Consider the following 22,753-nt stretch of genomic DNA (forward strand, 5'->3'; position numbering starts at 1 on the left):
CTCAGCGTCCCACACGGTCGAGCATCTTCGGCGCGTAGCGTTCGCCCACGAGATCGATTCGCGAAACGGCTGTCTCGATCTCCTTCAGATCTTCGTCGTCGAGCGTGATCTTGGCGGCGCCAAGGTTTTCTTGCAGCCGCGGCAGTCGAGTGGTTCCGGGGATGGGCACGATCCACGGCTTTCGCGCCAACAGCCAGGCCAGCGCCAGTTGCGCGCGAGTGATGCCCTTCTTTTCAGCGATGCTTCCGATCGCCTCCACCAATGGCTGGTTGGCCAGCCGGTTCTGGACGTCAAAGCGCGGTACCGTGTTGCGAAAGTCGTTCGCGACGAACACTGTCTTGTCGGTGATCGTGCCGGTCAGGAATCCCTTGCCGAGCGGGCTGAACGGAACGAAGCCGATACCCAGCTCTTCGAGCAACGGAAGTATGTTCTTCTCGGGCTCACGCCAGAACAAGGAGTATTCGCTCTGGAGCGCGGCAACGGGCTGGACGGCGTGTGCGCTACGAATGGACGTGACGCCCGCTTCGGACAATCCGAAGTGCGCGACCTTGCCGGCCTGGATCAGCGCTTTCACCGTTCCCGCAACGTCTTCCATTGGCACCTTCGGGTCGACCCGGTGCTGGTAGAGTAGACCGATGCGTTCTGTGCGTAGCCGCCGAAGGGACCCATCCACCGCTTCGACGATACGCTCGGGACGGCTGTCCAGCCCCAGCTTCGTATTGCCCTCCTTGAAGCCGAACTTGGTTGCAATGACCACTTGATCGCGCACTGGCTCAAGGGCTTCGCCAACGATCTCCTCGTTGATGAAGCGGCCGTACATCTCGGCAGTATCGAAGAAGGTCACGCCCAGATCGAACGCCGCACGTATCAATCGGATGGCATCTGGCTTGTCAGTAGGAATTCCGTAGCTGTGGCTGAGTCCCATACACCCGAACCCGATGGCCGAGACGCTCAGTCCGCCGCTGCCCAGTTGTCGCTTCTGCATGTTTCGACTCCCTTTGCTGTATTGAAATTCTCCTAAACCACCGAGAGCCCGCCGTCCACCGACATAACATCGCCCGTAATGCAGGATGCGAGATCGGAGGCCAGGAACAACGCGGCGTTGGCCACATCCTGGGGCTCGCACAGCCGGCGCAGCGGCGCTTTGTCCCTGTACATCTGCGCCACGCTGGCCGCTCTCGACAGATCGGGCCGGTCCGCGCCCCGATTGGTGACGGACAGCCACATCGGCGTCTCGGCGGGGCCGGGGCATATCGCATTCACCCTGACCTGGTACGGCGCAAAGCCGGCTGCTAGATTCCTGGTCAGTGCGATCAGGCCCGCCTTCGCAACGCCGTAGACAGGCGATGCACGCGACGCCTTGAGACCCGCCAGCGAACTGGTCAGCAGGATGGTGCCGGAGCCAATCTTCTTCATCTCTTCCAGCACGAACTTGGCGCCGAAGAACGCTGCCTTCAGATGGACCGACATGGTCAGGTCATAGGCATGCTCGGAGGTCTCCTCGACCGCGCCAGGACCGGCAATGCCCGCGTTGTGCCAGAAGATGTCAAGGCGGCCGAAGGTCCGCGCGGCCTCGCGGACTGCCCATTCGATCTGATCCACCCTGGATACATCTGCAAGGACATATTCCGCGCGTCCACCAGCGTCCCGGATCCGCTTGGCCGTCTCTTCGCCATTGACGGCATCGATGTCCGCGACCACGACCGACGCGCCTTCACGGGCAAAGGTGCGCGCACCCGCCTTCCCGAACCCCGAGCCGGCACCGGTGATGAGAGCGCATCTTCCATCCAACAAACCCATGTTGCTTTCCTCAGCTCGTGTATCCGCCGTCGATCGCCAGCGTGGTGCCGGTGACGAAGCTGGCCTGGTCGGAGCAAAGCCACAACACGCCGCCTGCCACTTCGTCCGTTTTGCCGGTCCGCTTCATCGCCGGTCGGGTGATGATGGGCCGCTCCGGGCTCACCCAGGAATTCGCCCGCATCGGGGTGTCTATGTAGCCGGGGCAGACGGCGTTCACGCGGATGCCGGCTGCCGCGTGGTCCATGGCCGCGGCCTTCGTCAGGCCTACCACGCCGTGCTTGGACGCGACATAACCGTGCGCGCCAGGCAGCCCTACGAGGCCGGCGATGGACGCGATGTTGACGATGGCGCCGCCGCCGGAGCGCTCCATCGCGAGCAATTCGTACTTCATGCAGCGCCACACGCTCGTGAGATTGACACAGATGAGCCGTTCCCACGCCTCTTCGGAGATGTCGCCGACCCGTTGGCCTCCCGCACCCACCTGGCTGGCTGAGATGCCCACATTGTTGACGGCGCAGTCGAGCCGGCCGTAGGTCTCGATGGCCGCAGCAACCATGGCAGTGACCTGCTCGACGCGATTTACATCGGCGACTACCACGCGTGCCTCGCCACCCTCGGCCCGAACGAGATCGGCGGTCTGCTCTGCAGCCTCTTTGTCGATGTCGGCAACGATCAGCCGCGCGCCTTCGCGTGCGAACAACTCGCACGTTGCGCGACCGATCCCGGACCCGCCGCCTGTGACCAGGGCGGACTTTGCTTCAAGAGCTGGCATGACATTCGATTGTTGATGGATGAAACCGATGCGGGCAGGCCGGTCGCTCGGGCCGACGACTGCGGCTACCGAGCGATGTCCGCCCGGACGTTCTATTGGCTGTCTTCCGCCTGGTAGACCTGGAAGGTCAGGCGCGGCAGCTTTGCGATGTCGACCGACGGCGTCCAGCCTTCGACCACTGCGAGATTGCGCTCGACTTCCTCTTTCCATCGGATGCCGACGATGCCTGCATGCACGCGGCTGTCGGACAACACGAACTTGAGCGCCACGTCGTACAGATCGTGTGCCGCCTGCCACTCGGGGGCCAGGTAGCTCGCCTGCATCTGCATGATGCCGGACGTCATCGTGCGCATCGTGACCACGCCGGCATTCACCTTCTCGGCCTCGATGAGGAAATGGCGCGCCGCCGCCTGGTAGATGAAGTTGTAGGCGATCTGAAAGACCTCCACCTCGGGCAGCGCCAGGAAAGGGATCAGTGTCCACGGCTCTTCCGAAGTGATGCCGATGTGACCGATCTTGCCTTGTTCCTTCATGAGGCGCAGGCCGTCCAGCGGACCGTCTTCCTTGAGGATGTGATCGACATCCGGCTGGTGGTACATGCGACCGTGGATCTGCAGCACGTCGATGTAGTCCGTGTTGAGCCGCTTCAGGCTGGCGTGGACGCTGTCGATGGTGCCCTGCTTGTCGAGCTCGTACCAGGATTTGCTGGCCAGTACGCAATCCTTGCGTCGGCTTTTCATGACCTCGCCGATCATCGACTCGCTATAGCCGTCGCCATATAGAGGGGAGGTGTCGATGTAGTTGATGCCGCGGTCCAGCGCGTGGTGCAGCGTCCCGACCACGACTCTGCGGCCTTCCTCGGAGCGCGGATCCCAGTTCGCGGATTTGTGCGTATAGGTGATGGTTGCGCCACCGAAGGCGATCGGAGAGATATCGAGGCCGGTGCGGCCCAGCTTTCTGCGTTTCATGGCGATGATTCCTTGATTTGGCGAACTTTCAGCGGCGTCACCGTTCCCGGTAGCGTTGGCACGAACGGTGCGAGCAGCACAAGGTGCCCGACACCGCTGGCCTCGATTTCCTCGGGGTGCCGGGCGAAGTTCCCGGGCCAGAAGGCATGAGGGTCCTCGCGCAGGAACCACAGGAGGCAGACTCGACGTTCCGGATTGGGGTCGATCGCGGGGGCAACGACACCGGATCCCTCCGATGGCCGGCGCTCTTCGCGCAAGCCTCGTGGGAGAAGAGCCACGCATTGGCCGAATGGCCCCTTCTGCGAAGGCACGTATTCGTCGCGCAGCCAACGGACCAGGTCTTCGCGAGACGCACCTTCCGCGGCGTCCAGAAGTTCCACTGCGAGCCCCTGATAGGGGTAGTCCAGAGCATGGATAGCCCGCATGGGCGGCGGGTCGAACATGTGCGTGAAAGCGGTTTCGTGCATTGCGGAGTAGACACGGGTCCTGTCTCTCGGGCCCCGTCCCTCTTGCGTCAGATGCGCCAGGGCGGCTTTGGCCCACGCCCACACTTCATCGACGTGCCCGGCCAACGTCCAATAGAGGCCGATGAACGACCCCATCTCGGTCGGCGTGGAGCCCGTTGCGCAGAAGCGCTGCAGCTCGCAGCGCACGAAGCGGCGACCGGCGAACACCCATGGGCTCACCATGGCTCCCGAGATGTAGTGGTCGTCTTCGTACCAACGGTTGAATGCCTCTTCGCGGCCTGCGTGCGCCTGCGGCATCGTGATCAGGGCGCCGCCCAGTTCTACGGCTGTCGGCTTGGCTGCCGCCAATGCCAGATACAGGTCTTCAGACATTGTTCTATGCCCTTTGCAGTCGCTTCACTTCACGGCGGGTTTGACCGCCCCGAGCTCTTCCAGCAATGGTCTGGCAGTGGATGCCGCAGACAAGGCGGCGGGAAAGCCCACGTAGAAAGCGAGGTGTGTGATGATCTCCGTGAGTTCCGTGGCGGTAACGCCGTTGTTGATGGCGCGCTTCATGTGGGATGGCATCTGGTCGGCCTGCCCACGAGCGATGAGCGTTGCGACCGTGATCATGCTGCGATCACGCTTGGTCAGGCCAGGGCGTTCCCAGATATCCCCGTAGATGGTCGCCTCGACGACCTCACGCAGTTTGGGAACGACGTCTTTTGTGCTTTCAACGGAATAAGCCATATGTCCCTATGAACGGTTGGTGGTTGATGGTTCGAGTGACGCCGGTCGTCTCGGCTTGCTGTGTGCTGTGTCTTCTGATCCAGAAGGCTTCACCCTGCCTATGTCCGCCGAGTACTGTCGATCGGGGGGGCGTGACGTTGCGCAGGAGTTCGCGCTCCCGGATGCCGGCAAAGCTGGCGGGTATCGGAGTGCGTGGATCGGCCTATTGGAGATCTACCCGGTAGACCCTCTGCGCCGTGTCCCTGAAAAGCGCTGCCTTTTCCGACAGGGAGTAATCCCTGACGATGTACTTCAAGGCATTCCACAGGGGGACGAACCCACAGGAGCGTCCGTCATTGGGGTAGTTGCTCCCCATCATCGAGCGGTTGGCGCCAAACAGTTCGATCGCCGTTTCGACGTAGGGCTTCCAGGCCTCGGCGAGTTCGCGATATCCGACAGGCGCTTCTCGCTCGATGAATCCGAACCCCCAGTAGGAGGTGCCCAGGCCGCTGATCTTGCAGAACACATTCTCATGGCGCGAGAGTGCCTGCATGTTCGCCCGCCATTCCTGGAAGGCTTCCGCTTGGCTGCCTGCCTTGTCGGGGATCGCCGTTGCGAGGCCCGCGTGGTCCAGTACGATCATGGTGTCGGGAAATGCTGCGGCAAGTTCGCCCACCTCGGGAAGCTGGTGGTGCAGAACGGTGGCATCGAAGCTGAGGCCGCGCTTGCTCACATGCTTGAATGCGGCGTGAAAACCCGGACTCTTCAGCAAATCCGGTGGTGGGCGGTGAGTCAGGAACCGCAGCACCGACTCGTCCGGATGCGACATCGCGATATGCCTGACGCCCTTGAATCTCTGGGGCACAACCGCGGCACACGCGTCCAGGGTGATCGCTGCGCGGTCTCCGGTGGTCATGTCCACGAACCCCACGATCGAGGCCGCGACGCGGCAGGCGCCGTAGATGCCGCTGCGCGCGGTTGCAGCCACGCCATTGGCGAACTCGACTTCGCCGACAGGTCGGAGCTCCTCGGGGCCGTCGGGACGAGCCATCGACTGCGTTTCGATGTAGACGGAACCGACGATCCTGTGGCCCGCGTTCACGTCGTTCAAATACTCCTGCAGCATGTACCGCAGGTGCGGCCGATCGAACAGATGGTGCTGCGCGTCCAGGATCTCGATTTGCGGTTCGAGGATTTCCTCGTTTCGACCTTCCAGAAGTTTCTTGAATGGCGGCACTTTGTTCATGTCATTGCCTTTCTACGGAGGCTTCTCGGTGCGCTGCAGCAGCGTGACGTGGGCTTCGCCGAGATGAAATGTCCATTTACAGTCTCCTTTTGGATCGTTCTCTCTCATGCGCATGCGAGCTCAGGCGCTTGCTTCGCCGACCCGAAGCGCTTTGTGTGAGTGTGATGGTAGGTGGGATTGCCGGTCGCAAAGAAGTGGTATTTTTCGCAGTCAGTGATAACCTGAACCGATCAATGAACGAAGACACCAATCTCTCGCTGTTGCGGCGGCTGAACCTCAACCATCTGGTCAGTTTTCTGACCGTTGCCGAGTCCCAGACTTTCAGAGGGGCTGCTGCCCGGCTCCACATCTCTCAGTCCGCGTTGAGCGTGCAGATCCAGCAACTCGAGGAGGTGCTGAGGGTTCGGTTGTTTCACCGCACCACGCGTTCCATGGCGCTCACAGCGGAAGGCAAGCGACTGCTTCCCGTGGCACGGCACGTCACGCGGGAAGTGACCCTGGTGACGGGCGATTTCTGGGAAGAGGCCGCGCTGCAGCGCGGTGTCGCGTCGCTGGCCGCCACGCCATCGATGGCCGCGGGTCTCGTGCCTCCTGTCATGAAGGCGGTGGCGGACGAGCACCCGGGCATCAAGATTGAACTGCTCGTCAAGGATTCATCGAACGATGTCGCAGATGCCGTTCGGCAAGGCGATGCGGACCTGGGCCTGCTTAGCTTCAGCGAAGAGCCGAAGGATCTTGCAGTGACACCGCTGCGACAGGATGAACTCGTTGCCGTCGTGCCGAATTCTTATACTCGTCTGGCTCGGAGCAGACAGGTGACGTTGCGTCAGCTCGCTCGATTTCCGTTCCTGATTCAACCGCGCGGCGGTTCGTTTCGAGAGGTGCTGGACCGGCATCTGCGCGAGCAGGAGGTCACGATCGACATCCACCAGGAAATCCTCCAGGCGGAGGTCCTGGTTGGCCTCGTGGGCCATGGGTTGGGCGTGGCCGTCCTCCTGGAGCGGGCACTGGTACCCCTGAATCTGGAGGGTTGCCGGGTGATCCGCCTGCGCGGCGTGAGGCCGGGACGCGTCGGCTTGGTGAGCTCGCCGCGCAGATTCCTTTCTCCCGCCGTCGAGTTGCTGCGAAGAGTCACTGAAGAAGTGTCCAACCGCGCGTGGGTATATCCCCACCGTGTCGTAGCAGCACATGCAGAGTGAGCATGGCTCATCACCGCGTGTGGTAGGCATGGTGACGCGCACGCTAAGGCCGTAGGCGCATCGCATGCAGCGTTCATGCCGGTGCTCAACGCTCCCGTGATGCGGTTTCGTTGCTCGTTGCCGGCGAGGCGCCGGCGGGTAGGTTGGCTTGCATCAGTTCGACAAACGCAGCGGCCGCCGGCGGCAGACTATCCCAGTGGCGTCGAATGAGAAAAAGCGGCCGGCGCAGGTCGTTCCGCGGGATCGGCAACATGACAATAGCCGGGCCGGCAAAGTAGTTCGCCATGGACTGAGGTACTACGCCGAACCCGAGACCCTGCCCGACCATTCCAGCCAGCGTGGCCGCGTGCTCGACTTCGATCCCGACATCGTGTGCACCTGCCGTGCGCAGCAGCGGGCGAAGCTGATGCATTTGCCCAGCCGAGATTGCCCGTATACCTTCAGTGTGCACGAGGTGGATGACGGGCAGCCCGCGGATTCTGTGAAGGGCGATCTGCCCCGAGCGTTTTGGCGCCTGCGCGGCAGCGCAAGCCAGATAGAAGCGCTCCTCGAACAGTGTACGGGTCAGGAACTCGCCGGGATTTCCCGGTTGGGCGGTCACCGCAAAATCGACCTTGTTCTCGCGCAGCAACTGCAGACAGCGTTCGGAATAGGTGTCGAAGATCTCGAGCGCAATGCCAGGATACTGCGCACGATACCGGTCCAGTAGGGCTGGCGCCCAGGAGCCGGCAAGCGACGGCACCATGGCCATGGCCAACCGGCCATGCTGCTTGGTGGCGTAATCGTGCATTTCGGCCATTGCTCGCGCCACGTGATCGAGGATCTCGCGCGCCTTGATCGAAAAGAGGGCGCCTTCTGCAGTCAAGCGTACCGATCGCGTGTCGCGGTCGAACAGACGCATGCCCACCTGTTCCTCCAGGCGCCCGATCATTTGGCTGAACGCGGATTGAGTCACGTTGCAACGTTTGGCGGCGGCGGTGAATTGTCGGCACTCTTCCAGTGCGCAAAACGCCTGCAGCGATCGCATCGAGATATTTATCATCTTAACGACTTAATCAATCGCAATATTTAATTTTACTACTGGCATCACGGCTCCTAGACTTTGTGAACGAGTACGGCATTGGTTGTTGGCCGGATCGAACCCAGACCAAGAAACTGCCAGGAGACACAGATGAAACTGAGGCGACTTCTCGCCTGCGCGCTCGCGGTACTCTCCGCCAGCGCCACTGCGGCCGCTGCCGCCGCCTACCCCGGTGCGGGCAGGCCCATCTCCGTGATCGTACCGTTCGGCGCCGGCACCGGTACGGATGTCATCACCCGCGTGATACTGGCCGGCATGTCCAAGCACCTCGGTGCCGACTTCATTGTGCTCAACAAGGCTGGCGCCAGCGGCCAGATCGGCACCGAGTTCGTCGCGCGCGCCGAGCCCGATGGCTATACCCTGCTGGTGGGAACCAATTCCACTCATTCCGGTAATCCCTACCTGTACAAGACGCTACGCTATGACCCCGTCAAGGACTTCGAGCCCGTGGGCCGGATGACCATCAATCCTCTGGCTTTTCTGGTGCGGGCCGATTCGCCGTTCCAAGCCGCGTCCGATCTGATCGAATACGCCCGGAAGAACCCGGGTGGCTTGACCTACGGCTTCGGCAATACGGGCGGGCAGGTCTCCGCCGGGCTGTTCGTGCATATGGCGAACATCGAGACGACAGCGGTTCCCTATAAGACCACACCGCAGTTGTTTACCGACCTCGTGAGCGGCCAGGTCGATTTCGGCTTTGTCGACTTTGCTGCTTCCCGCCCGATGATCGACGGCGGCAAGCTGCGTTCGCTGGCCACCACGTCGGAGGACAGGTTGGCTTTCGCTCCTGCCATGCCGGCGGTCAACGAGACGCTAGGTCTGGAGGATTTCCGGCTGTACGCATGGCTCGGCATGATGGCGCCGGTCGGCACGCCTGCGGAAATCGTGGAACGCCTGAATCAGGCGCTGAACGCCGCATTGAACACGCCCGAGATCCGCAAGCAGCTAGAGGAACAGACGAGCTCGGTCGTGCAGCCCACCACGGTTGGGGAGTTTCAGGCGTTCCTGAAGGAGCAGAACGACCTTTGGAAACGCAGTATCGAGACAGCGGGCATCACGCCCCAGTAACCCCAACACCGGCCCTATCGAATCAAGTGGCAGACATGCAAGCATCCCCTTTGCGCGGCATCCGCGTCCTCGACTTTTCCAAGGTGCTGGCCGGGCCTTTGTGCACCCAGTACCTGAGCGACATGGGTGCGGAAGTGGTCAAGGTCGAGCCGATCGGCTCGGGCGACGACAGCCGCCGCTGGCCGCCGTTTCCGGCCAAGCCTGAAGGCGACGCCCTTGGCACACCGTTCCTGGCGGCCAACCGGGGCAAGCGCAGCATCGCCATCGACCTGAAATCGGTGGAAGGGCAACGCTTGTGCCGGGCGCTGGCTGCGTCGGCCGACGTCGTGGTCGAGAGCTTCGGGCCGGGCGTGGCAGCACGCCTTGCGATCGATCACGAAGCGCTCAAGGCGGCCAACCCCGCGTTGATCCATTGCAGCATCTCCGGGTTCGGCGCGCGCGGCCCCATGAAGAACGGCAAAGGCTACGACGTCATCCTCCAGGCGTTCACGGGCATGCTGTCGATCACCGGCGAGCCCGGCGGCAATGCCGTGCGCAGTCCCTTCTCGCCAGTGGATCAGGCAACCGGTATGCATGCATTGATCGGCATCCTGGCCGCACTCTTCGAGCGCAACGCGACCGGGCGCGGCAAGAAGGTGGAGGTTTCGTTGTTCGATACAGCCACGGGATTCCTGGGATATTTCCTGCAGGGGTTCTGGGAAAGGGGCACTGAACCCGAGAAACCAGGCAGCGGGCACGAGTCGCTGTGCCCCTATGAAATCTTCCAGGCGAGCGACAAGGCGTTGATTCTGGGGGTTGCAAACGACGCTCTGTGGCGCAAATTCTGCGCATTGGCCGGCCTCGAGGCCTATGCGGACGATCCCCGCTACGCCACGAACGCCAGCCGTGTCGCGAACCGCCAGGCCACCGTGGCGATCGTGGCCGAGGCCATCGGCCAACGCCCGTGCGCCGAGTGGATCGAACGGCTGGACGCTGCCGGCATCCCATGCTCGCCGCTGAACAGTCTCGGCGACCTCTCGAAGCATCCGCATACCGAGGCCTCCGAGATGGTTCGGGAGTACGAGCACCCCGTTCTCGGGCGACTGAAGACGGTCTCGCAACCTATACGGTTCGATGGCGAGCGAATGCCCATCCGCCGCCCTGCACCCATGCTGGGCGAGCACACCGAGCAGCTCATGGCCGAGCTTGGTTTGAACGAGGACGAGATCCGCGATCTCGAGGGCCGCAATGTCATTCGCGCCTGGCGCCCGCCGGCTGCCGTTTGACTATTACGCGGCTCAACACGCATTCACGGAACGATAGACATGGATTTCAAACCCAGTGACGAACACGCGTCGATACGCGAGGCCGTCGGTGCGGTGTGTCGCGGCTTCGACGAGCATTACTGGCTCAAGAAGGACAACGACCACCAGTTTCCCCATGATTTTCACCAGGCGATGGCCAAAGGCGGCTGGCTGGGCATCGCCATGCCGCCCGAGTACGGCGGCAGCGGGCAGGGGATACTCGAAGCGGCGATCATGATGGAGACGGTGGCCGGCTCGGGGGCAGGCATGTCGGGCGCCTCGGCCCTGCACATGAATATCTTCGGCCTGCACCCGGTCGTGGTATTCGGCACCAACGAGCAGAAGCAGCGTTGGTTGCCACCGCTCATCAACGGCGAAGAGAAGGCGTGCTTTGGCGTGACCGAACCGAACACGGGGCTGAACACGCTCGCGCTGAAGACGTCCGCAGTGAGGCGCGGCCAGCAATATCTGGTGTCGGGCCAGAAGATATGGATCTCGACGGCGCAGGTGGCCGACCGCATCCTGCTGCTGGCGCGCACCACGCCATTGGATCAAGCCAAGTCGAAGACCGACGGTCTGACATTGTTCTACACCAAGCTCGATCGCGATTTCGTCGAGGTGCGTGAGATCCAGAAGCATGGACGCGCCGCTGTGGACTCCAACCAGTTGTTCATAGACGGACTGGTGGTGCCGCTCGAGGACCGCGTCGGCGAAGAAGGCAAGGGTTTCCATTACCTGCTGCATGGACTCAATCCTGAGCGCATCCTGGTCGCCGCCGAGGCGGTCGGTATCGGCCGCGCAGCCTTGCGCTATGCGGCGCGCTATGCCCAGGAGCGGCAGGTGTTCAACCGGCCGATCGGCATGAACCAGGGCATACAGCACCCGCTTGCCGAACGGTGGATGGAGCTCGAGGCCGCCGAGCTCATGTACCAGAAGGCAGCCTGGCTCTATGACAACAAGGAATCATGCGCGGCGCATGCCAACGCGGCCAAGTTCATGGCTGCCGAAAGCGGATACAAAGCGTGCGAGACGGCGGTGCTGACCCATGGCGGCATGGGCTATGCCAAGGAATACCACGTCGAACGCCTGTTGCGCGAAGCCATGCTGCCTCGGATCGCGCCCGTATCGCAGAACATGATTCTGTGCTTCATCGCCGAGAAAGTCCTCGGCCAAGCCAAGTCCTACTGACATGGGGAGGGAGTGATGGCAAAACAGAAGAAGGTCATCGTTACTTGCGCCGTGACGGGTGCGATACATACGCCGACGATGTCACCGCACCTGCCGGTGACGGCCGAGCAGATACGCGAAGCGGCAGTCGGCGCAGTACAGGCGGGAGCCGCGATCGTCCATCTGCACGCGCGCGAGCCCGAGACGGGCCGCCCATCGCAAGACGTCGAGCTGTTTCGCGCATTCGTCTCGGACATCAAGGCCGAGTGCGACGGCGTGATCAACCTGACCACGGGCGGCTCGCCTGCCATGACGGTGCAGGAACGCTTGCAGCCGGCGCTGCGCCTGGCGCCGGAAGTTGCGTCGCTGAACATGGGTTCCATGAATTTCGGCCTGCATCCCATGCTGGGCAAGTACAAGGACTTCAAGCATGACTGGGAGCCCGCGTACCTGGAGGCGACGCGAGACATGGTGTTTCGCAACACGTTCAAGGACATCGAGTACATCCTCGAGTCTTGCCAGGACAACGGCACGCGATTCGAGCTGGAGTGCTACGACACGTCGCACTTGTACAACCTTGCGCATTTCGTGGATCGCGGGCTGATCGAAGGCCCGCTGTTCATACAGACGGTGTTCGGCATTCTCGGCGGCATCGGTACGCACCCGGACGATGTCTCGCATATGCGCCGTACCGCTGATCGCCTGTTCGGCACGGACTATGTGTGGTCGGTGCTGGGCGCCGGGCGTTTCCAGATGCCGATCGGCTCCATGGCGGCGGCCATGGGGGGCAACGTGCGCGTGGGGCTCGAGGACTCGCTCTGGGATGGCCCAGGCACGCTGGCCGAGTCCAACGCAGCGCAAGTGCGGCGCATCCGCGGCATTCTGGAAGGTCTGTCGCTCGCCATCGCGACGCCGGACGAAGCGCGCGAGATGCTCGGCCTCAAGGGTAAGCAGAACGTCGGTTTCTAGCCGGCGCCACGCGCGCCGGTACCGCTAGGAGGAATTTTTCCATGCCAGGTTTGTATTTCGATGAATTCGAGGTGGGGCAGGTCATCACGCACAGCGTGCGCCGGACCGTCACCGAAATGGACAACGTGCTGTTCTCGGCCCTGACGCACAACCCCGCGCCGCTGCATATCGACGAGGACTATTGCCAGAAGCACTCCGAATTTGGACGCCGCATCGTGAACAGCGCGTTTACCCTCGGTCTGGTGATCGGCGTGAGCGTGCAGGACACCACGCTGGGGACCACCGTGGGCAATCTCGGTTTCGAGGAAGTGCGCTTCCCGGCCCCGGTGTTCCATGGCGACACGGTACGCGCCGAGACCGAAGTCGTGAGCGTGCGCGAAAGCCGATCGCGCCCGCAGAACGGCATCGTCGTCTTCGAACACCGCGGCTACAACCAGGACGACGTCCTGATCGCAACCATCCGACGCTCGGCGCTGATGAGGAAAAAGCCATGAATGCATCGCTGCTGCGGTCCATCCTTTTCGTGCCCGCCGATAGCGAGCGCAAGATCGAGAAGTCCGCCACCAGCGGCGCAGACGCCGTAGTGCTGGACCTCGAGGACTCGATATCGCCCGAGCGCGTGGCGTACGCGCGCGGCCTGGCGGCGGGGTACTTGCAGGCGAACCCGCACCGCACCACGCAGCAGTTGTGGATACGCGTCAACGCGTTGGACTCGGCGTTGATCCTGGACGACCTGGCCGCCGTGGTGCGTGCCGCGCCCGACGCGCTCATGCTGCCCAAGTGCGCGTCGGGCGACGACGTTCGCGTGCTGGACCACTACTTGACCGCGTTGGAGCGTCGGGAAGGGCTTCCCTCCGGCCGGATAGCCATTGTCCCCGTCGCCACGGAAACGGCGCGCGCGATGTTCGGCCTGGGATCGTATGTCGATTGTTCGAGCCGGCTGCTCGGCCTGACCTGGGGCGCAGAGGATCTGTCGGCCACCTTGGGGGCGAGCGCAAACAAGGATGCCGACGGCGGGCTCTCCTTGCCCTATCGCCTTGCCCGTTCTCTATGCCTGTTCGGCGCCAAGGCGGCCGGAGTTCGCGCGATAGACGGAATCAGCCCGGACTTTCGCGACATGGACGCGTTGAAGTCCGACGTGGCGCAAGCCCGTCGCGACGGGTTCAACGCGAAGTTCGCGATTCATCCGGTGCAGGTGTCCGCCATCAATGAGGGGTTCTCACCCGAACCGGCGGAGATCCGGCGCGCGCAAGCCATCGTCGACGCGTTCGAGCAGCAGCAGGGGCGCGGGGCGGTACAGTTGGACGGCGTGATGCTGGACAAGCCGCATTTGCGGCAAGCGCTGCATCTGTTGGCGATGGCGAAGCGCGCTGACGCGGGACGTGCACATCTCGAGAATCCCTGATGTCCATCAGCGATCGACCCGGGATCGTAGCGTTGGGTCCCCCGCTGCCGTCGTCCCCGTCGTGCGGCCATGGCCAAGTAGGATGAGCGAGCGCCTGGAACCATCGTCTGCGCCGTCGCTGGTGTTGCCTGCGCCATCCCACATCCACACATCGTTTATCGCTCATCGGCGGAGCCGCCCAGTTCGGCAGCCCGCATGACCAGCATGCGGCCGATCTCTTCGATGTGTCCTTCCAGTCTGTGCGTTGGGCCGCCCACCAGCAGGGCGTAGCATTCGGTGCCGAACCTGAACCCCACGGCGATGGCCGTCGTGTCCGATTGATACTCGCCGATCGCTACGTGATACCCGGTGGCCTCACCGTCCGAGATCATCTGCTTCAGACGGTTGATGTCGGTGACGGTGCGATCCGAGAAGGCCACCAGCTTCAACTGCTGCAGCACCTTGCTCCTTTCGTCGCTGTCGATCAGCGCCAGCAGCGCCCGCCCCGAGGCCGCGCTGTGCATGGGTTTGATCTGGCCTGCATACGCAGAGAAACGCAACGTGCGTTCGGGCTCCACGACCTCCAGATAGAGCACGTGATTCTCTTCGCGCTTGGCCAGGATGGCGGTTTCATCCGTCTGCCGGCTGATGCCGTGCAGCAATTCCGACACCATCGACAAGATGGGATCGTGGCGGCTGATTGCCTCGCCCTGATCGCGCCAGCGGCGCGTGGGGTAATAGCCATGATGCTTGCCGAGCCAATAGAGATAACCCTGCTGCCTTAGCGTCTCCATCAGCGCATGGCCGCTCGATTTCGGCATATCGAGCTCAGAGCAGAGCCTCGCCAGCGTTGCGGGCTCCTTCGTCCGCGCAAAGAACTCCAGCACATCCAATACGCGTACCGCGCTTTTGACGCCCGTCGTGCGCTCAGTCATGGTTTGAGGCGATTTCATTTCACTCCCGACATTCGATGCCGTGTCATTGGGTTGTTGTGCTTTGATGCCGGCCGATTCGATCGCTTGCCACATATAGCTGATCTGCGCCGCATGAACGCTTCGAACCGCGCGATCACCCATCATTATACGTACCCATGTATGAACATATGTTCATACATGGGTGTTTGTCGCGGCTACGCCTACGGGTGGGGCTGGTGTGTTCCCTGAGCGCAAGCGTCCGGCGAAGTGCTTGACTCGACGGATACAGTCACCTTATTCTGTCCTTGTCTGTGAATGAACGTTCTCATACATGAATGTAACAAGAATATTGCCGAGAAGTGCGCGGGTACCCGCGTCTTCAGCGGGGAGGCGGTCGCTCCTGCAGGATCGGGTGCGCTCGGGACGATTGCGTGATGGCAGGCCATCGCGTGTGACTAGAGGATGAGATGACTACGTTGTGTCAGGAAGGTCGGCCACTGCCATGGCAGCATGTGGTGTCCGAAGAAGAAATGTCGATTTATCGGGCGGCGGGATTCGGCAAACCGTTCAAGGGCGAGATCAGGCCGGCGTTGCTGGTGATCGACGTGCAGTACCGCTCGGTGGGCCGCGAGCGTCTGCCCATCATGGATTCGATCCAGCGCGAATATCCGACCAGTTGCGGCGAATATGGCTGGCGCGCCGTGCCGCACATCGGCCGTCTGATCGAAGCCTTTCACCGTCGCAAGCTTCCCGTCATTTTTCCGCACGTCGCATTCAAGGAGCGGCACGACGGCCAGCGCTTTGGCGATAAAGCGCCTGCGATCATGGCCATACCGCGGGACGGCTATGAAATGGTCAAGGAATGTGCGCCGCAGCCGGGCGACATTCTGTTGCCCAAACACCATGCCAGCGCCTTCTTCGGTACACCGCTTGTCAGCTATTTGACGACCCTGAACGCCAATTGCGTCGTAGTCACCGGCACCACGACCAGCGGCTGCGTGCGTGCATCGGCTGTCGACGCATCCTCCTATGGCTATCACGTCATCGTTCCACACGACGCCGTCTTCGATCGATCGCAGACTTCGCATGCGGTAAATCTGTTCGACATGAACAGCAAGTATGCCGATGTGATGTCGACCGACGATGTGCTGACGTTGATACCGCCGACGCAAGCGGAGGGAGCATGACCATGGTGCACAAGAAACACGTGTTGATTGCCGGAGGCGGAATCGGAGGCTTGACTGCGGCGCTGGCCCTGCTGCGGCGTGGTTTCGATGTATCGGTCTTTGAGCAGGCCCAGGAACTCAAGGAGATCGGCGCCGGGGTCCAGCTCGGGCCCAACGGCGTGCGGGTCCTGTATGAGCTTGGATTGGAGTCCCCGGCCAGGCGTCTGGGTGTCGACGCTCAGGCCAAAGAGATCCGGGTCTGGAACACCGGCAAAACCTGGCCGCTGTTCAATCTGGGCAAGGAGTCCATGAGCCGCCATGGCGTTCCTTACCTGATGATGCATCGAGCCGATTTGCACACCATGCTGCTCGCGGCGGTGGACGAGATCAAACCCGGCGCCTGTGTGGTGAACAGCCGTGTTGGCGGCTTCGAGCAGGACGCGGACGGCGTGACGCTGATACTGGAGGACGGCAGCAGGTTCCGGGGCGACGTGCTGGTGGGGGCCGATGGCTTGCATTCAGCCACGCGCAAGGCCCTGTACGGTCCTGACAAACCGAAGTTCACGGGCGGCTGTTGCTGGCGCGGCGTCATCGACGTCGATCGTCTGCCCGAACATCTGCGCCGGCCGGTGGGCGTGAACTGGATCGGCCCCACCGGCCACGTCATCCTGTACCCGGTCCGGTCGGGTCGTCTGCTCAACTTCGTCGGTCACGTGGAACGCGACGACTGGGCCGGCGAGTCGTGGACGGAGGAGGGCAGCATCGAAGAGCTGCGAGCGGACTATGCGGGTTGGCATGACGATATCCAGACCATCGTCAGCCAGATAGACGTCCCCTACAAGTGGGCGCTGTTTCTCAGGGAACCGCTCGAGCAATGGTCCCGGGGGCGTGTCACGCTGCTGGGCGATGCGTGCCACGCCACGCTGCCCTATTTGGCGCAGGGCGCCAACATGGCCATCGAGGACGGCATGGTGCTGGCACGCGCGTTGAGCGACTTCGACGACGTAGCCGAGGCGTTGCAGCGGTACGAAAGGGCGCGCAAAGAGCGCACTGCGCGGATTGTCAGAAAGTCGTCGGAGAACCTGGGCCGGTTTCACAACCATGCGCTGCTCGATCCCCGTACGGCCGACGACTATGTCAATACAGAGTGGGCGCCCGACAAGATCCGGGAGCGCTATGAATGGATCCTGTCCTATGACGCCGTGCACGTTCCTCTGGCGTGAGCACTGTGCCGACGGGCGCGCACATCACTCTTACATCGAACCAGCCAGGAAGAAAAGGTAAGCCATGAAGCAGATCAAGAGAACCGTTGTCGCGGCGATGCTGCTCGCGCTCAACAGCGTTGCATCGGCGGGGAACGGCCCGGACGGCTATCCATCGGAGCCGGTGCGTTTCATCGTGTCCTTTGCGCCCGGGGGCAGCACCGATATCGTTGCGCGTCTGGTGGCGTCGGAACTTTCCAAGCGCATAGGGCAGACCATTGTCGTCGAGAACAAGGCGGGCGCCAGCGGCATCATCGCGTCCCAGTATGTCGCGCGCGCCAATCCCGACGGCTATACGCTGTTGATAGGGGGAAGCGGCCCGATGGTATTCAACCCCATCACGCAAAGCTCGCTGCCTTATGACCCGGTGAAGGATTTCGAGCCGGTCACCATCCTGGGTTCATATCCTATCGTCCTGCTGGCCGGCGACAAGGAGCCATTCGACTCGGTGAAAGACGTAGTCCAGTATGCCAAGGACAACCCCGGGGTCCTCAACTATGGCTCCGCCGGCTACTCCTTCCAGGTGCCAACCGAGTATTTCGCATCCGTCGCCGATATCAAGCTGACCCAAGTGCCCTACAAGGGTTCTTCGGAAGCGGCCCAGGCCTTGATCGCGGGCGACATCCAGCTTTTCAGCGCCGACATCGGCCCGGGCGCTCCCCTGGCGACTTCGGGGCGGGCCAAGCCGCTGGCGGTAACGTCCGCCGAGCGAAACCCGGTCCTGCCCGACGTGCCGACTTTCGCGGAGTCCGGTTTCCCGGGGTTCGATTTCTCGCTGTATTCCGCCGTGGCGGCGCCCAAGGGAACGTCCACCGCGATTACCGACTATCTACAAAAAGAACTGCATGCCGTCCTGCACTCTCCCGAGGTGTCGGAACGGCTGGCCACCATGGGTATCAAGCCGGAAGGCATGCCGCCGGCAGAGGCGGCCGCGCGATATGCGCATGAAATCGAATTGTTCCAGCCCATCGTCGACAAGATGGGCATCAAAGTCAACTGATCGGGTCGATTGTGAAACCAAGCGCATTTGTCTATCGACGCCCTGCTTGCGTGGAAGAGGCCCTGGGCCTGTTGCAGCAGCATGGAGACGACGCCAGAGTCATCGCCGGCGGCCAGAGTCTGGTGCCGGCGATGAACCTGCGCATGGCCACGCCCGGTATGTTGGTGGACCTGGCGGGCATAGACGCATTGTCGGCGCTGGACGTCGCAGGCGATGGGAGCCTGATCGCCGGCGCCATGGTTACGCATAATCGTTTTCTTCGGGATGATCGGGTGAGCTCCGGCTGGCCGGCCATCGGGTACGCGATACGGCACGTGGCCCATGAGCAGATCAGGAATCGCGGCACCGTCGGCGGCAGCCTCTGCCATGCGGACCCGGCGGCCGAGTGGGCTGCCGTGTGCCTGCTGCTCGACGCTGAAATGCAGGTGATGAGCCGGGATGGCGAGCGGACGGTGGCGGCCGACAGCTTCATCAAGGGTGTCTACGATACGACGCTCGCGCCCGGAGAGCTGCTGAGTCGCATACGGTTTCCTGCGCCATTGCGCGGTTGGTGCTGGGGATTCCACGAGATTGCCCGCCGGCACGGCGACTTTGCCTTGGCAGGCGCGCTGGTCGGACTGGGCGTCGATGAAAACTCCGTGGTTACGGCGGCAAGGCTCGTCGTCTTTGCCGTCGAAGACCGCGCGCGGCGCCTGGATGCCGTGCTCTCGGACATCGTGGGGCGCGGGGTCGCTGAAATCGATGGGGAGCTGGCCGGTCTGTCGGCCGCGGCGGCCATCGACCCGCGTTCGGATCTGCACGCGAGCGCGGAGCTGCGTTCCCATCTGGTTCATGTCTGCGTCATGCGCGCGCTTGCCGCGGCGATGGAGCGACTGCCTGGAGTACGAAATGAGTGAAACGCACACCATTGACCTGGTGGTGAATGGCCAGGCGGTCTCGCGCGAGGTTCCCGCCAGATTGACCTTGGCGGATTTTCTTCGCCAGGACCTTTCGTTGAGGGGTACGCATATCGGTTGCGAGCACGGCGTATGCGGCGCATGCACTGTGCTGCTGGATGGGCAATCCGTGCGTGCCTGTCTGATGTTCGCCGTTCAGGCGCACGGCCGCGAGCTGACGACCATAGAAGGCCTGACGCCTTCCGACGGCCTGTCGCCCTTGCAACAAGGCTTCTGTGATCACCATTCGCTGCAGTGTGGGTTCTGCACGCCGGGGATGATCGTGACCGCCGAGGCCTTCCTGGCGCGCGGCGTGGTCATCGATGAGGAATCGGTCCGCGAGGCGGTGTCGGGCAATATCTGCCGGTGCACCGGATACCTTCCCATCGTGGACGCGGTGATGGACGAAGGCCGGCGCCGAGGCCTGGTGCGCAATGAAGATGAATAGCAATGAAATGATCGGCCAGACCGTGTCGCGCCGCGAGGCGCCCCGCTTTGTCAGCGGTCGCGGTCATTACGTGGACGACCTGCGCAGGCCGGGCATGGTCCACGCCCGCGTCGTGCGCTCGTCCGTTGCGCATGGCGTGATCCGCGGCATCGACACGGCCGCCGCAGCGGCCCTGCCGGGCGTCCTGGCGGTGGTGACGGGCGCGGATATCGCGGATCTGCTCAAGGACATTCCTCAGCGCACCTGTCCCTTGCCGGGCATGGAGCATTTTCTGCAACGTCCGCTCGCGGTCGATCGGGTGCGCTATGTCGGCGAGCCGATCGCCGTGGTCGTGGCCGAAGACGCCTACCTTGCCGAGGACGCCGCCGAACGGGTATTGCCCGACATCGACCCCTTGCCCGCTCTCATCGACGCTCAGGCGGGGTTGCGCGACGAGGTATTGCTCCACCCGGAGCAAGGCACCAACAGTGCCACCTCCTATCAGGTGGGTTTCGGCGACATCGAGCAGGCGTTCGCGCAGGCTCATCTGGTCGTGCGCGAGTGCTTCTATGTACACCGCCATAGCGCCGCGCCGCTGGAATGCCGCGGCCTGGTTGCCGAATGGGACGCGGCCCAGGAGCATATGGTGGTGTGGGGGGCGGCGAAGGTTCCGTTCGCGAACCGCAGAATTCTGGCGGACATGCTGGGCCTGGGCATCGATCAGGTCGATATGCTCGAGTGCGACGTGGGGGGCAGCTTCGGGGTGCGGGGCGACTTCTATCCGGAAGACTTCCTGGTGCCGTATCTCGCGCGTCGTGTCGGGCGGCCCGTCAAATGGATCGAGGACAGGCGCGAGAGCCTGATGGCTCTGAACCACTCGCGTGAAGCCCACTGCGATCTGGCCTTGGCGTTCGATCGCGATGGCATCATGCTGGGTATGCGGGGCACCATGGTCGCCGATAACGGTGCCTATGTAAGAACCAACACCGGGGTGATGGCGGGCAAGGGCACGCAGTTCCTGCCCGGGCCCTATCGCATTGCGGCGACATCGTTCGACGTCCGTTCGGTCTGCACCAACAAGACGCCTTCGGGCACGTATCGCGGCCCCGGTCGCTACGAATCGACCTTCTTTCGCGAGCGGCTCATTGACATCGCAGCGGCCAGGCTGGGCATGGATCCCGTTGCGCTTCGGTCGATCAATCTGATCCCCGCCGAGCTGATGCCTTACGATGCCGGCGCGCTGGTTCCCAACATGGGGCCCGCGATCTACGATTCCGGACAGTATGCACGGGTCTTCGAGCATGCGCTGGCAGCCTTCGACTGGGTGCGACGAAGCCAGCGTTCGGGCAAGCTGCTGGACGGCCGCTACATCGGCCTGGGTTTGGCGTGCTTTGTCGAATCCACGGGTGGAGGCCCGGGCGAGCACGCGCGTCTGACGCTGCGCAGCGACGGCTGCTTCGATCTGGCGCTAGGCGCGTCCAGCGCCGGCCAAGGGCACGAGACATCGATGGCCCAGGTGCTCGCCCATTGCCTGGACGTACCCATGCAGGCGGTGCGCGTGCATCACGGTTCCACGACGCTGCTGGACGCCGGCTTTGGCGCCTATCACAGCCGCAGCGCGGTCATGAGCGGCGCCGCGACCCACGAGGCGGCTCGCCTGATGCGCGAGCAATTGATCGCTCGCGGCGCGCAGCGGCTGGGGCGCGCCCAGGACTCCCTGCAGTGGCGCAACGGCTGCGTCGTGGACGCGCAGGACGGCACCGCGCTGCTGACCTTGGCCGAATTGGCGCAAGGCATTGCGGACCATGCCGGCCCCACCGAGCGCGGCGAGGTCGAGGTCGACGCCAAGTTCATGTCGGACCGGCTGACCTATACCTTTGGTGTTCAGCTCGCCGAGGTGGCGGTCGACCCGATCACCGCCCAGGTGGACGTGCTGGACTATTACTGCGTCGAGGATCTCGGCCGGGTCATCAATCCGGAGATCGTGCACGGCCAGACGATCGGGGCGGCGGTGCAAGGGCTGGGCGGCACATTGCTGGACGAGTTCGTCTATGACGATGGCGGGCAGTTGCTGACCGGCACGTTTGCAGACTATCTGCTGCCCACGAGTACCGACTTCCCGGTGGTGCGCGGGGAAACCCTGGAGCTGGCGCGTTCGCCAAGCAACCCGCTGGGAGTCAAGGGAGCCGGCGAGGGCGGCATCATCGCGACCGGAGCCGCCATTGCCAATGCGGTCTCGTCGGCGTTGTCCGGTGCCGCGGTATCGGTGACGGCCTTGCCGATCTCCATGAAGAATCTGGCGGCGCACCTGCAACAGGCGCGCAATAGAGAAAAAGGTGAAGAGATGAAGGTGCAGGGCGACTATCTGTTGAACGCCAGCCGTGATCGGGTATGGGCGGCGTTGTTGGACCCCGAGGTGTTGAAGGCGTCCATACCTGGATGCCAGAGCCTGGTCGAGACGGCGCCTCATACCTACGAGATGGTGGTCAAGTCCCGCATCGGGCCGGTTGCCGTGCGCATGACCTCGACCATGCAAGTGCTGGATATCGTCGATCGAACGTCGTACCGCCTGGTGGTGCAGGGCAATGCCGGCCCGGCGGGGTTCGCCAAGGGCGAGGTCCGCGTCCGTATCGGCGATGCGCAGGCTGACAGTACGCGCCTGGACTACGAGGCCTCGGGAGACATCGGAGGCAAGCTCGCACAGGTTGGCGCGCGTCTGGTGGAAGGCGTCGTCGCGAAGATGACCGCGCAATTTTTTCAGAATTTCCAGGCGCAGCTCGGCGTATCGGTGGCCGCGCCGACCCATGCGCCGGTCAGTGCGCCGGCCCGGCAGCCGTCGATCTGGCCGACGTGGCCCATGGTGCCCTGGCTGATCGCGGCGGCTTCGCTGGGGGCGGCCGCCACGTCCTTGCTCACGTGCGCACTGAGAGGTTGAGG

The 22,753-nt window shown here is 63.0% G+C and carries 22 protein-coding genes; 13 read left to right on the top strand and 9 right to left on the bottom strand.

Features of this window, described 5'->3' with window-relative positions:
• Nucleotide 1: 1 nt before the first annotated feature.
• The 7 genes from FOZ76_RS08090 to FOZ76_RS08115 form a co-directional block, all read right to left on the bottom strand.
• On the bottom strand, nucleotides 2-985 hold the full coding sequence (locus FOZ76_RS08090) for an aldo/keto reductase (protein ID WP_143947641.1): 984 nt from the start codon (nucleotides 983-985) through the stop codon (nucleotides 2-4).
• 32 nt (nucleotides 986-1,017) lie between these two features.
• The gene (locus FOZ76_RS08095) at nucleotides 1,018-1,800 is read right to left on the bottom strand and encodes an SDR family NAD(P)-dependent oxidoreductase (protein WP_143947642.1); all 783 of its coding nucleotides are present in this window, start codon (nucleotides 1,798-1,800) and stop codon (nucleotides 1,018-1,020) included.
• A 10-nt stretch (nucleotides 1,801-1,810) separates the two neighbouring features.
• On the bottom strand, nucleotides 1,811-2,572 hold the full coding sequence (locus tag FOZ76_RS08100) for an SDR family NAD(P)-dependent oxidoreductase (protein ID WP_143947643.1): 762 nt from the start codon (nucleotides 2,570-2,572) through the stop codon (nucleotides 1,811-1,813).
• Between the two features lie 92 nt (nucleotides 2,573-2,664).
• Nucleotides 2,665-3,540 (bottom strand): aldo/keto reductase, encoded by an 876-nt coding sequence (locus FOZ76_RS08105; protein ID WP_170235340.1) that lies wholly within the window; start codon nucleotides 3,538-3,540, stop codon nucleotides 2,665-2,667.
• The gene (locus tag FOZ76_RS27445; protein ID WP_170235341.1) at nucleotides 3,537-4,379 is read right to left on the bottom strand and encodes a hypothetical protein; all 843 of its coding nucleotides are present in this window, start codon (nucleotides 4,377-4,379) and stop codon (nucleotides 3,537-3,539) included. The genes FOZ76_RS08105 and FOZ76_RS27445 overlap by 4 nt, the downstream gene beginning before the upstream one ends.
• 24 nt (nucleotides 4,380-4,403) lie before the next feature.
• The gene (locus tag FOZ76_RS08110) at nucleotides 4,404-4,736 is read right to left on the bottom strand and encodes a carboxymuconolactone decarboxylase family protein (protein ID WP_143947645.1); all 333 of its coding nucleotides are present in this window, start codon (nucleotides 4,734-4,736) and stop codon (nucleotides 4,404-4,406) included.
• A 202-nt stretch (nucleotides 4,737-4,938) separates the two neighbouring features.
• Entirely contained in the window at nucleotides 4,939-5,961 is a 1,023-nt protein-coding gene (locus tag FOZ76_RS08115) for an amidohydrolase family protein (protein WP_143947646.1), read from the bottom strand.
• A 233-nt stretch (nucleotides 5,962-6,194) separates the two neighbouring features.
• Between FOZ76_RS08115 and FOZ76_RS08120 the strand changes: the two genes are divergently transcribed.
• Complete coding sequence (locus FOZ76_RS08120) at nucleotides 6,195-7,160, top strand: LysR family transcriptional regulator (protein WP_170235342.1); 966 nt, start codon at nucleotides 6,195-6,197, stop codon at nucleotides 7,158-7,160.
• Between the two features lie 85 nt (nucleotides 7,161-7,245).
• Here the strand turns inward: FOZ76_RS08120 and FOZ76_RS08125 are convergent, their stop codons facing one another.
• Nucleotides 7,246-8,202, bottom strand: a complete 957-nt coding sequence (locus FOZ76_RS08125; protein WP_143947648.1) for a LysR family transcriptional regulator — start codon at nucleotides 8,200-8,202, stop codon at nucleotides 7,246-7,248.
• Nucleotides 8,203-8,331: 129 nt separating this feature from the next.
• On the opposite strand from FOZ76_RS08125, the gene FOZ76_RS08130 reads away from it, so the two are divergent.
• From FOZ76_RS08130 to FOZ76_RS08155, 6 genes are read left to right on the top strand one after another with little or no spacing between them, the layout of a single operon-like run.
• Nucleotides 8,332-9,309, top strand: a complete 978-nt coding sequence (locus tag FOZ76_RS08130; protein ID WP_143947649.1) for a Bug family tripartite tricarboxylate transporter substrate binding protein — start codon at nucleotides 8,332-8,334, stop codon at nucleotides 9,307-9,309.
• Nucleotides 9,310-9,344: 35 nt separating this feature from the next.
• Nucleotides 9,345-10,574: a CaiB/BaiF CoA transferase family protein gene (locus tag FOZ76_RS08135; protein ID WP_143947705.1), complete on the top strand. Its 1,230-nt coding sequence runs from the start codon at nucleotides 9,345-9,347 to the stop codon at nucleotides 10,572-10,574.
• Nucleotides 10,575-10,613: 39 nt separating this feature from the next.
• Complete coding sequence (locus tag FOZ76_RS08140; RefSeq protein ID WP_143947650.1) at nucleotides 10,614-11,780, top strand: acyl-CoA dehydrogenase family protein; 1,167 nt, start codon at nucleotides 10,614-10,616, stop codon at nucleotides 11,778-11,780.
• Between the two features lie 15 nt (nucleotides 11,781-11,795).
• The gene (kce, locus tag FOZ76_RS08145) at nucleotides 11,796-12,728 is read left to right on the top strand and encodes a 3,5-dioxohexanoate:acetyl-CoA acetone transferase (RefSeq protein ID WP_211366119.1); all 933 of its coding nucleotides are present in this window, start codon (nucleotides 11,796-11,798) and stop codon (nucleotides 12,726-12,728) included.
• 41 nt (nucleotides 12,729-12,769) lie between these two features.
• On the top strand, nucleotides 12,770-13,222 hold the full coding sequence (locus FOZ76_RS08150) for a MaoC family dehydratase (RefSeq protein ID WP_143947652.1): 453 nt from the start codon (nucleotides 12,770-12,772) through the stop codon (nucleotides 13,220-13,222).
• Complete coding sequence (locus FOZ76_RS08155) at nucleotides 13,219-14,133, top strand: HpcH/HpaI aldolase/citrate lyase family protein (protein WP_143947653.1); 915 nt, start codon at nucleotides 13,219-13,221, stop codon at nucleotides 14,131-14,133. Before FOZ76_RS08150 ends, FOZ76_RS08155 begins: the two co-directional genes overlap by 4 nt.
• 155 nt (nucleotides 14,134-14,288) lie before the next feature.
• On the opposite strand, the gene FOZ76_RS08160 is transcribed toward FOZ76_RS08155, so the two are convergent.
• Nucleotides 14,289-15,191, bottom strand: coding sequence for an IclR family transcriptional regulator (locus tag FOZ76_RS08160; RefSeq protein ID WP_143947654.1), 903 nt, complete (start codon nucleotides 15,189-15,191; stop codon nucleotides 14,289-14,291).
• A gap of 350 nt (nucleotides 15,192-15,541) precedes the next feature.
• On the opposite strand from FOZ76_RS08160, the gene FOZ76_RS08165 reads away from it, so the two are divergent.
• The 6 genes from FOZ76_RS08165 to FOZ76_RS08190 all read left to right on the top strand — a co-directional run bounded on the left by FOZ76_RS08165 (nucleotide 15,542) and on the right by FOZ76_RS08190 (nucleotide 22,751).
• Nucleotides 15,542-16,213, top strand: a complete 672-nt coding sequence (locus FOZ76_RS08165; protein ID WP_246129350.1) for an isochorismatase family protein — start codon at nucleotides 15,542-15,544, stop codon at nucleotides 16,211-16,213.
• Nucleotides 16,210-17,415 carry an FAD-dependent monooxygenase gene (locus FOZ76_RS08170; protein ID WP_211366121.1) on the top strand — a complete coding sequence of 402 codons (1,206 nt, stop codon included), beginning with the start codon at nucleotides 16,210-16,212 and terminating at the stop codon, nucleotides 17,413-17,415. The genes FOZ76_RS08165 and FOZ76_RS08170 overlap by 4 nt, the downstream gene beginning before the upstream one ends.
• Before the next feature lie 64 nt (nucleotides 17,416-17,479).
• On the top strand, nucleotides 17,480-18,454 hold the full coding sequence (locus FOZ76_RS08175) for a Bug family tripartite tricarboxylate transporter substrate binding protein (RefSeq protein WP_143947656.1): 975 nt from the start codon (nucleotides 17,480-17,482) through the stop codon (nucleotides 18,452-18,454).
• 11 nt (nucleotides 18,455-18,465) lie between these two features.
• Complete coding sequence (locus FOZ76_RS08180; protein ID WP_281282965.1) at nucleotides 18,466-19,350, top strand: FAD binding domain-containing protein; 885 nt, start codon at nucleotides 18,466-18,468, stop codon at nucleotides 19,348-19,350.
• Nucleotides 19,343-19,837: a (2Fe-2S)-binding protein gene (locus tag FOZ76_RS08185; protein ID WP_143947658.1), complete on the top strand. Its 495-nt coding sequence runs from the start codon at nucleotides 19,343-19,345 to the stop codon at nucleotides 19,835-19,837. The genes FOZ76_RS08180 and FOZ76_RS08185 overlap by 8 nt, the downstream gene beginning before the upstream one ends.
• Complete coding sequence (locus FOZ76_RS08190; protein ID WP_170235343.1) at nucleotides 19,830-22,751, top strand: xanthine dehydrogenase family protein molybdopterin-binding subunit; 2,922 nt, start codon at nucleotides 19,830-19,832, stop codon at nucleotides 22,749-22,751. Before FOZ76_RS08185 ends, FOZ76_RS08190 begins: the two co-directional genes overlap by 8 nt.
• The last annotated feature ends 2 nt before the right edge of the window (nucleotides 22,752-22,753 follow it).

The sequence above is a fragment of the Verticiella sediminum genome (assembly GCF_007558815.1).
GTDB classification, from domain to species: domain Bacteria; phylum Pseudomonadota; class Gammaproteobacteria; order Burkholderiales; family Burkholderiaceae_B; genus Verticiella; species Verticiella sediminum.

What these genes read in the sequence shown, in the direction of transcription:
- FOZ76_RS08130 (WP_143947649.1), top strand. Translation starts at nt 8,332, where the DNA reads ATGAAACTGAGGCGACTTCTCGCCTGCGCGCTCGCGGTACTCTCCGCC.
- FOZ76_RS08135 (WP_143947705.1), top strand. Translation starts at nt 9,345, where the DNA reads ATGCAAGCATCCCCTTTGCGCGGCATCCGCGTCCTCGACTTTTCCAAG.
- FOZ76_RS08140 (WP_143947650.1), top strand. Translation starts at nt 10,614, where the DNA reads ATGGATTTCAAACCCAGTGACGAACACGCGTCGATACGCGAGGCCGTC.
- kce (WP_211366119.1), top strand. Translation starts at nt 11,796, where the DNA reads ATGGCAAAACAGAAGAAGGTCATCGTTACTTGCGCCGTGACGGGTGCG.
- FOZ76_RS08110 (WP_143947645.1), bottom strand. Translation starts at nt 4,736, where the DNA reads ATGGCTTATTCCGTTGAAAGCACAAAAGACGTCGTTCCCAAACTGCGT.
- FOZ76_RS08160 (WP_143947654.1), bottom strand. Translation starts at nt 15,191, where the DNA reads ATGATGGGTGATCGCGCGGTTCGAAGCGTTCATGCGGCGCAGATCAGC.
- FOZ76_RS27445 (WP_170235341.1), bottom strand. Translation starts at nt 4,379, where the DNA reads ATGTCTGAAGACCTGTATCTGGCATTGGCGGCAGCCAAGCCGACAGCC.
- FOZ76_RS08155 (WP_143947653.1), top strand. Translation starts at nt 13,219, where the DNA reads ATGAATGCATCGCTGCTGCGGTCCATCCTTTTCGTGCCCGCCGATAGC.
- FOZ76_RS08150 (WP_143947652.1), top strand. Translation starts at nt 12,770, where the DNA reads ATGCCAGGTTTGTATTTCGATGAATTCGAGGTGGGGCAGGTCATCACG.
- FOZ76_RS08125 (WP_143947648.1), bottom strand. Translation starts at nt 8,202, where the DNA reads ATGATAAATATCTCGATGCGATCGCTGCAGGCGTTTTGCGCACTGGAA.
- FOZ76_RS08105 (WP_170235340.1), bottom strand. Translation starts at nt 3,540, where the DNA reads ATGAAACGCAGAAAGCTGGGCCGCACCGGCCTCGATATCTCTCCGATC.
- FOZ76_RS08175 (WP_143947656.1), top strand. Translation starts at nt 17,480, where the DNA reads ATGAAGCAGATCAAGAGAACCGTTGTCGCGGCGATGCTGCTCGCGCTC.
- FOZ76_RS08090 (WP_143947641.1), bottom strand. Translation starts at nt 985, where the DNA reads ATGCAGAAGCGACAACTGGGCAGCGGCGGACTGAGCGTCTCGGCCATC.
- FOZ76_RS08100 (WP_143947643.1), bottom strand. Translation starts at nt 2,572, where the DNA reads ATGCCAGCTCTTGAAGCAAAGTCCGCCCTGGTCACAGGCGGCGGGTCC.
- FOZ76_RS08170 (WP_211366121.1), top strand. Translation starts at nt 16,210, where the DNA reads ATGACCATGGTGCACAAGAAACACGTGTTGATTGCCGGAGGCGGAATC.
- FOZ76_RS08185 (WP_143947658.1), top strand. Translation starts at nt 19,343, where the DNA reads ATGAGTGAAACGCACACCATTGACCTGGTGGTGAATGGCCAGGCGGTC.
- FOZ76_RS08190 (WP_170235343.1), top strand. Translation starts at nt 19,830, where the DNA reads ATGAATAGCAATGAAATGATCGGCCAGACCGTGTCGCGCCGCGAGGCG.
- FOZ76_RS08095 (WP_143947642.1), bottom strand. Translation starts at nt 1,800, where the DNA reads ATGGGTTTGTTGGATGGAAGATGCGCTCTCATCACCGGTGCCGGCTCG.
- FOZ76_RS08115 (WP_143947646.1), bottom strand. Translation starts at nt 5,961, where the DNA reads ATGAACAAAGTGCCGCCATTCAAGAAACTTCTGGAAGGTCGAAACGAG.
- FOZ76_RS08120 (WP_170235342.1), top strand. Translation starts at nt 6,195, where the DNA reads ATGAACGAAGACACCAATCTCTCGCTGTTGCGGCGGCTGAACCTCAAC.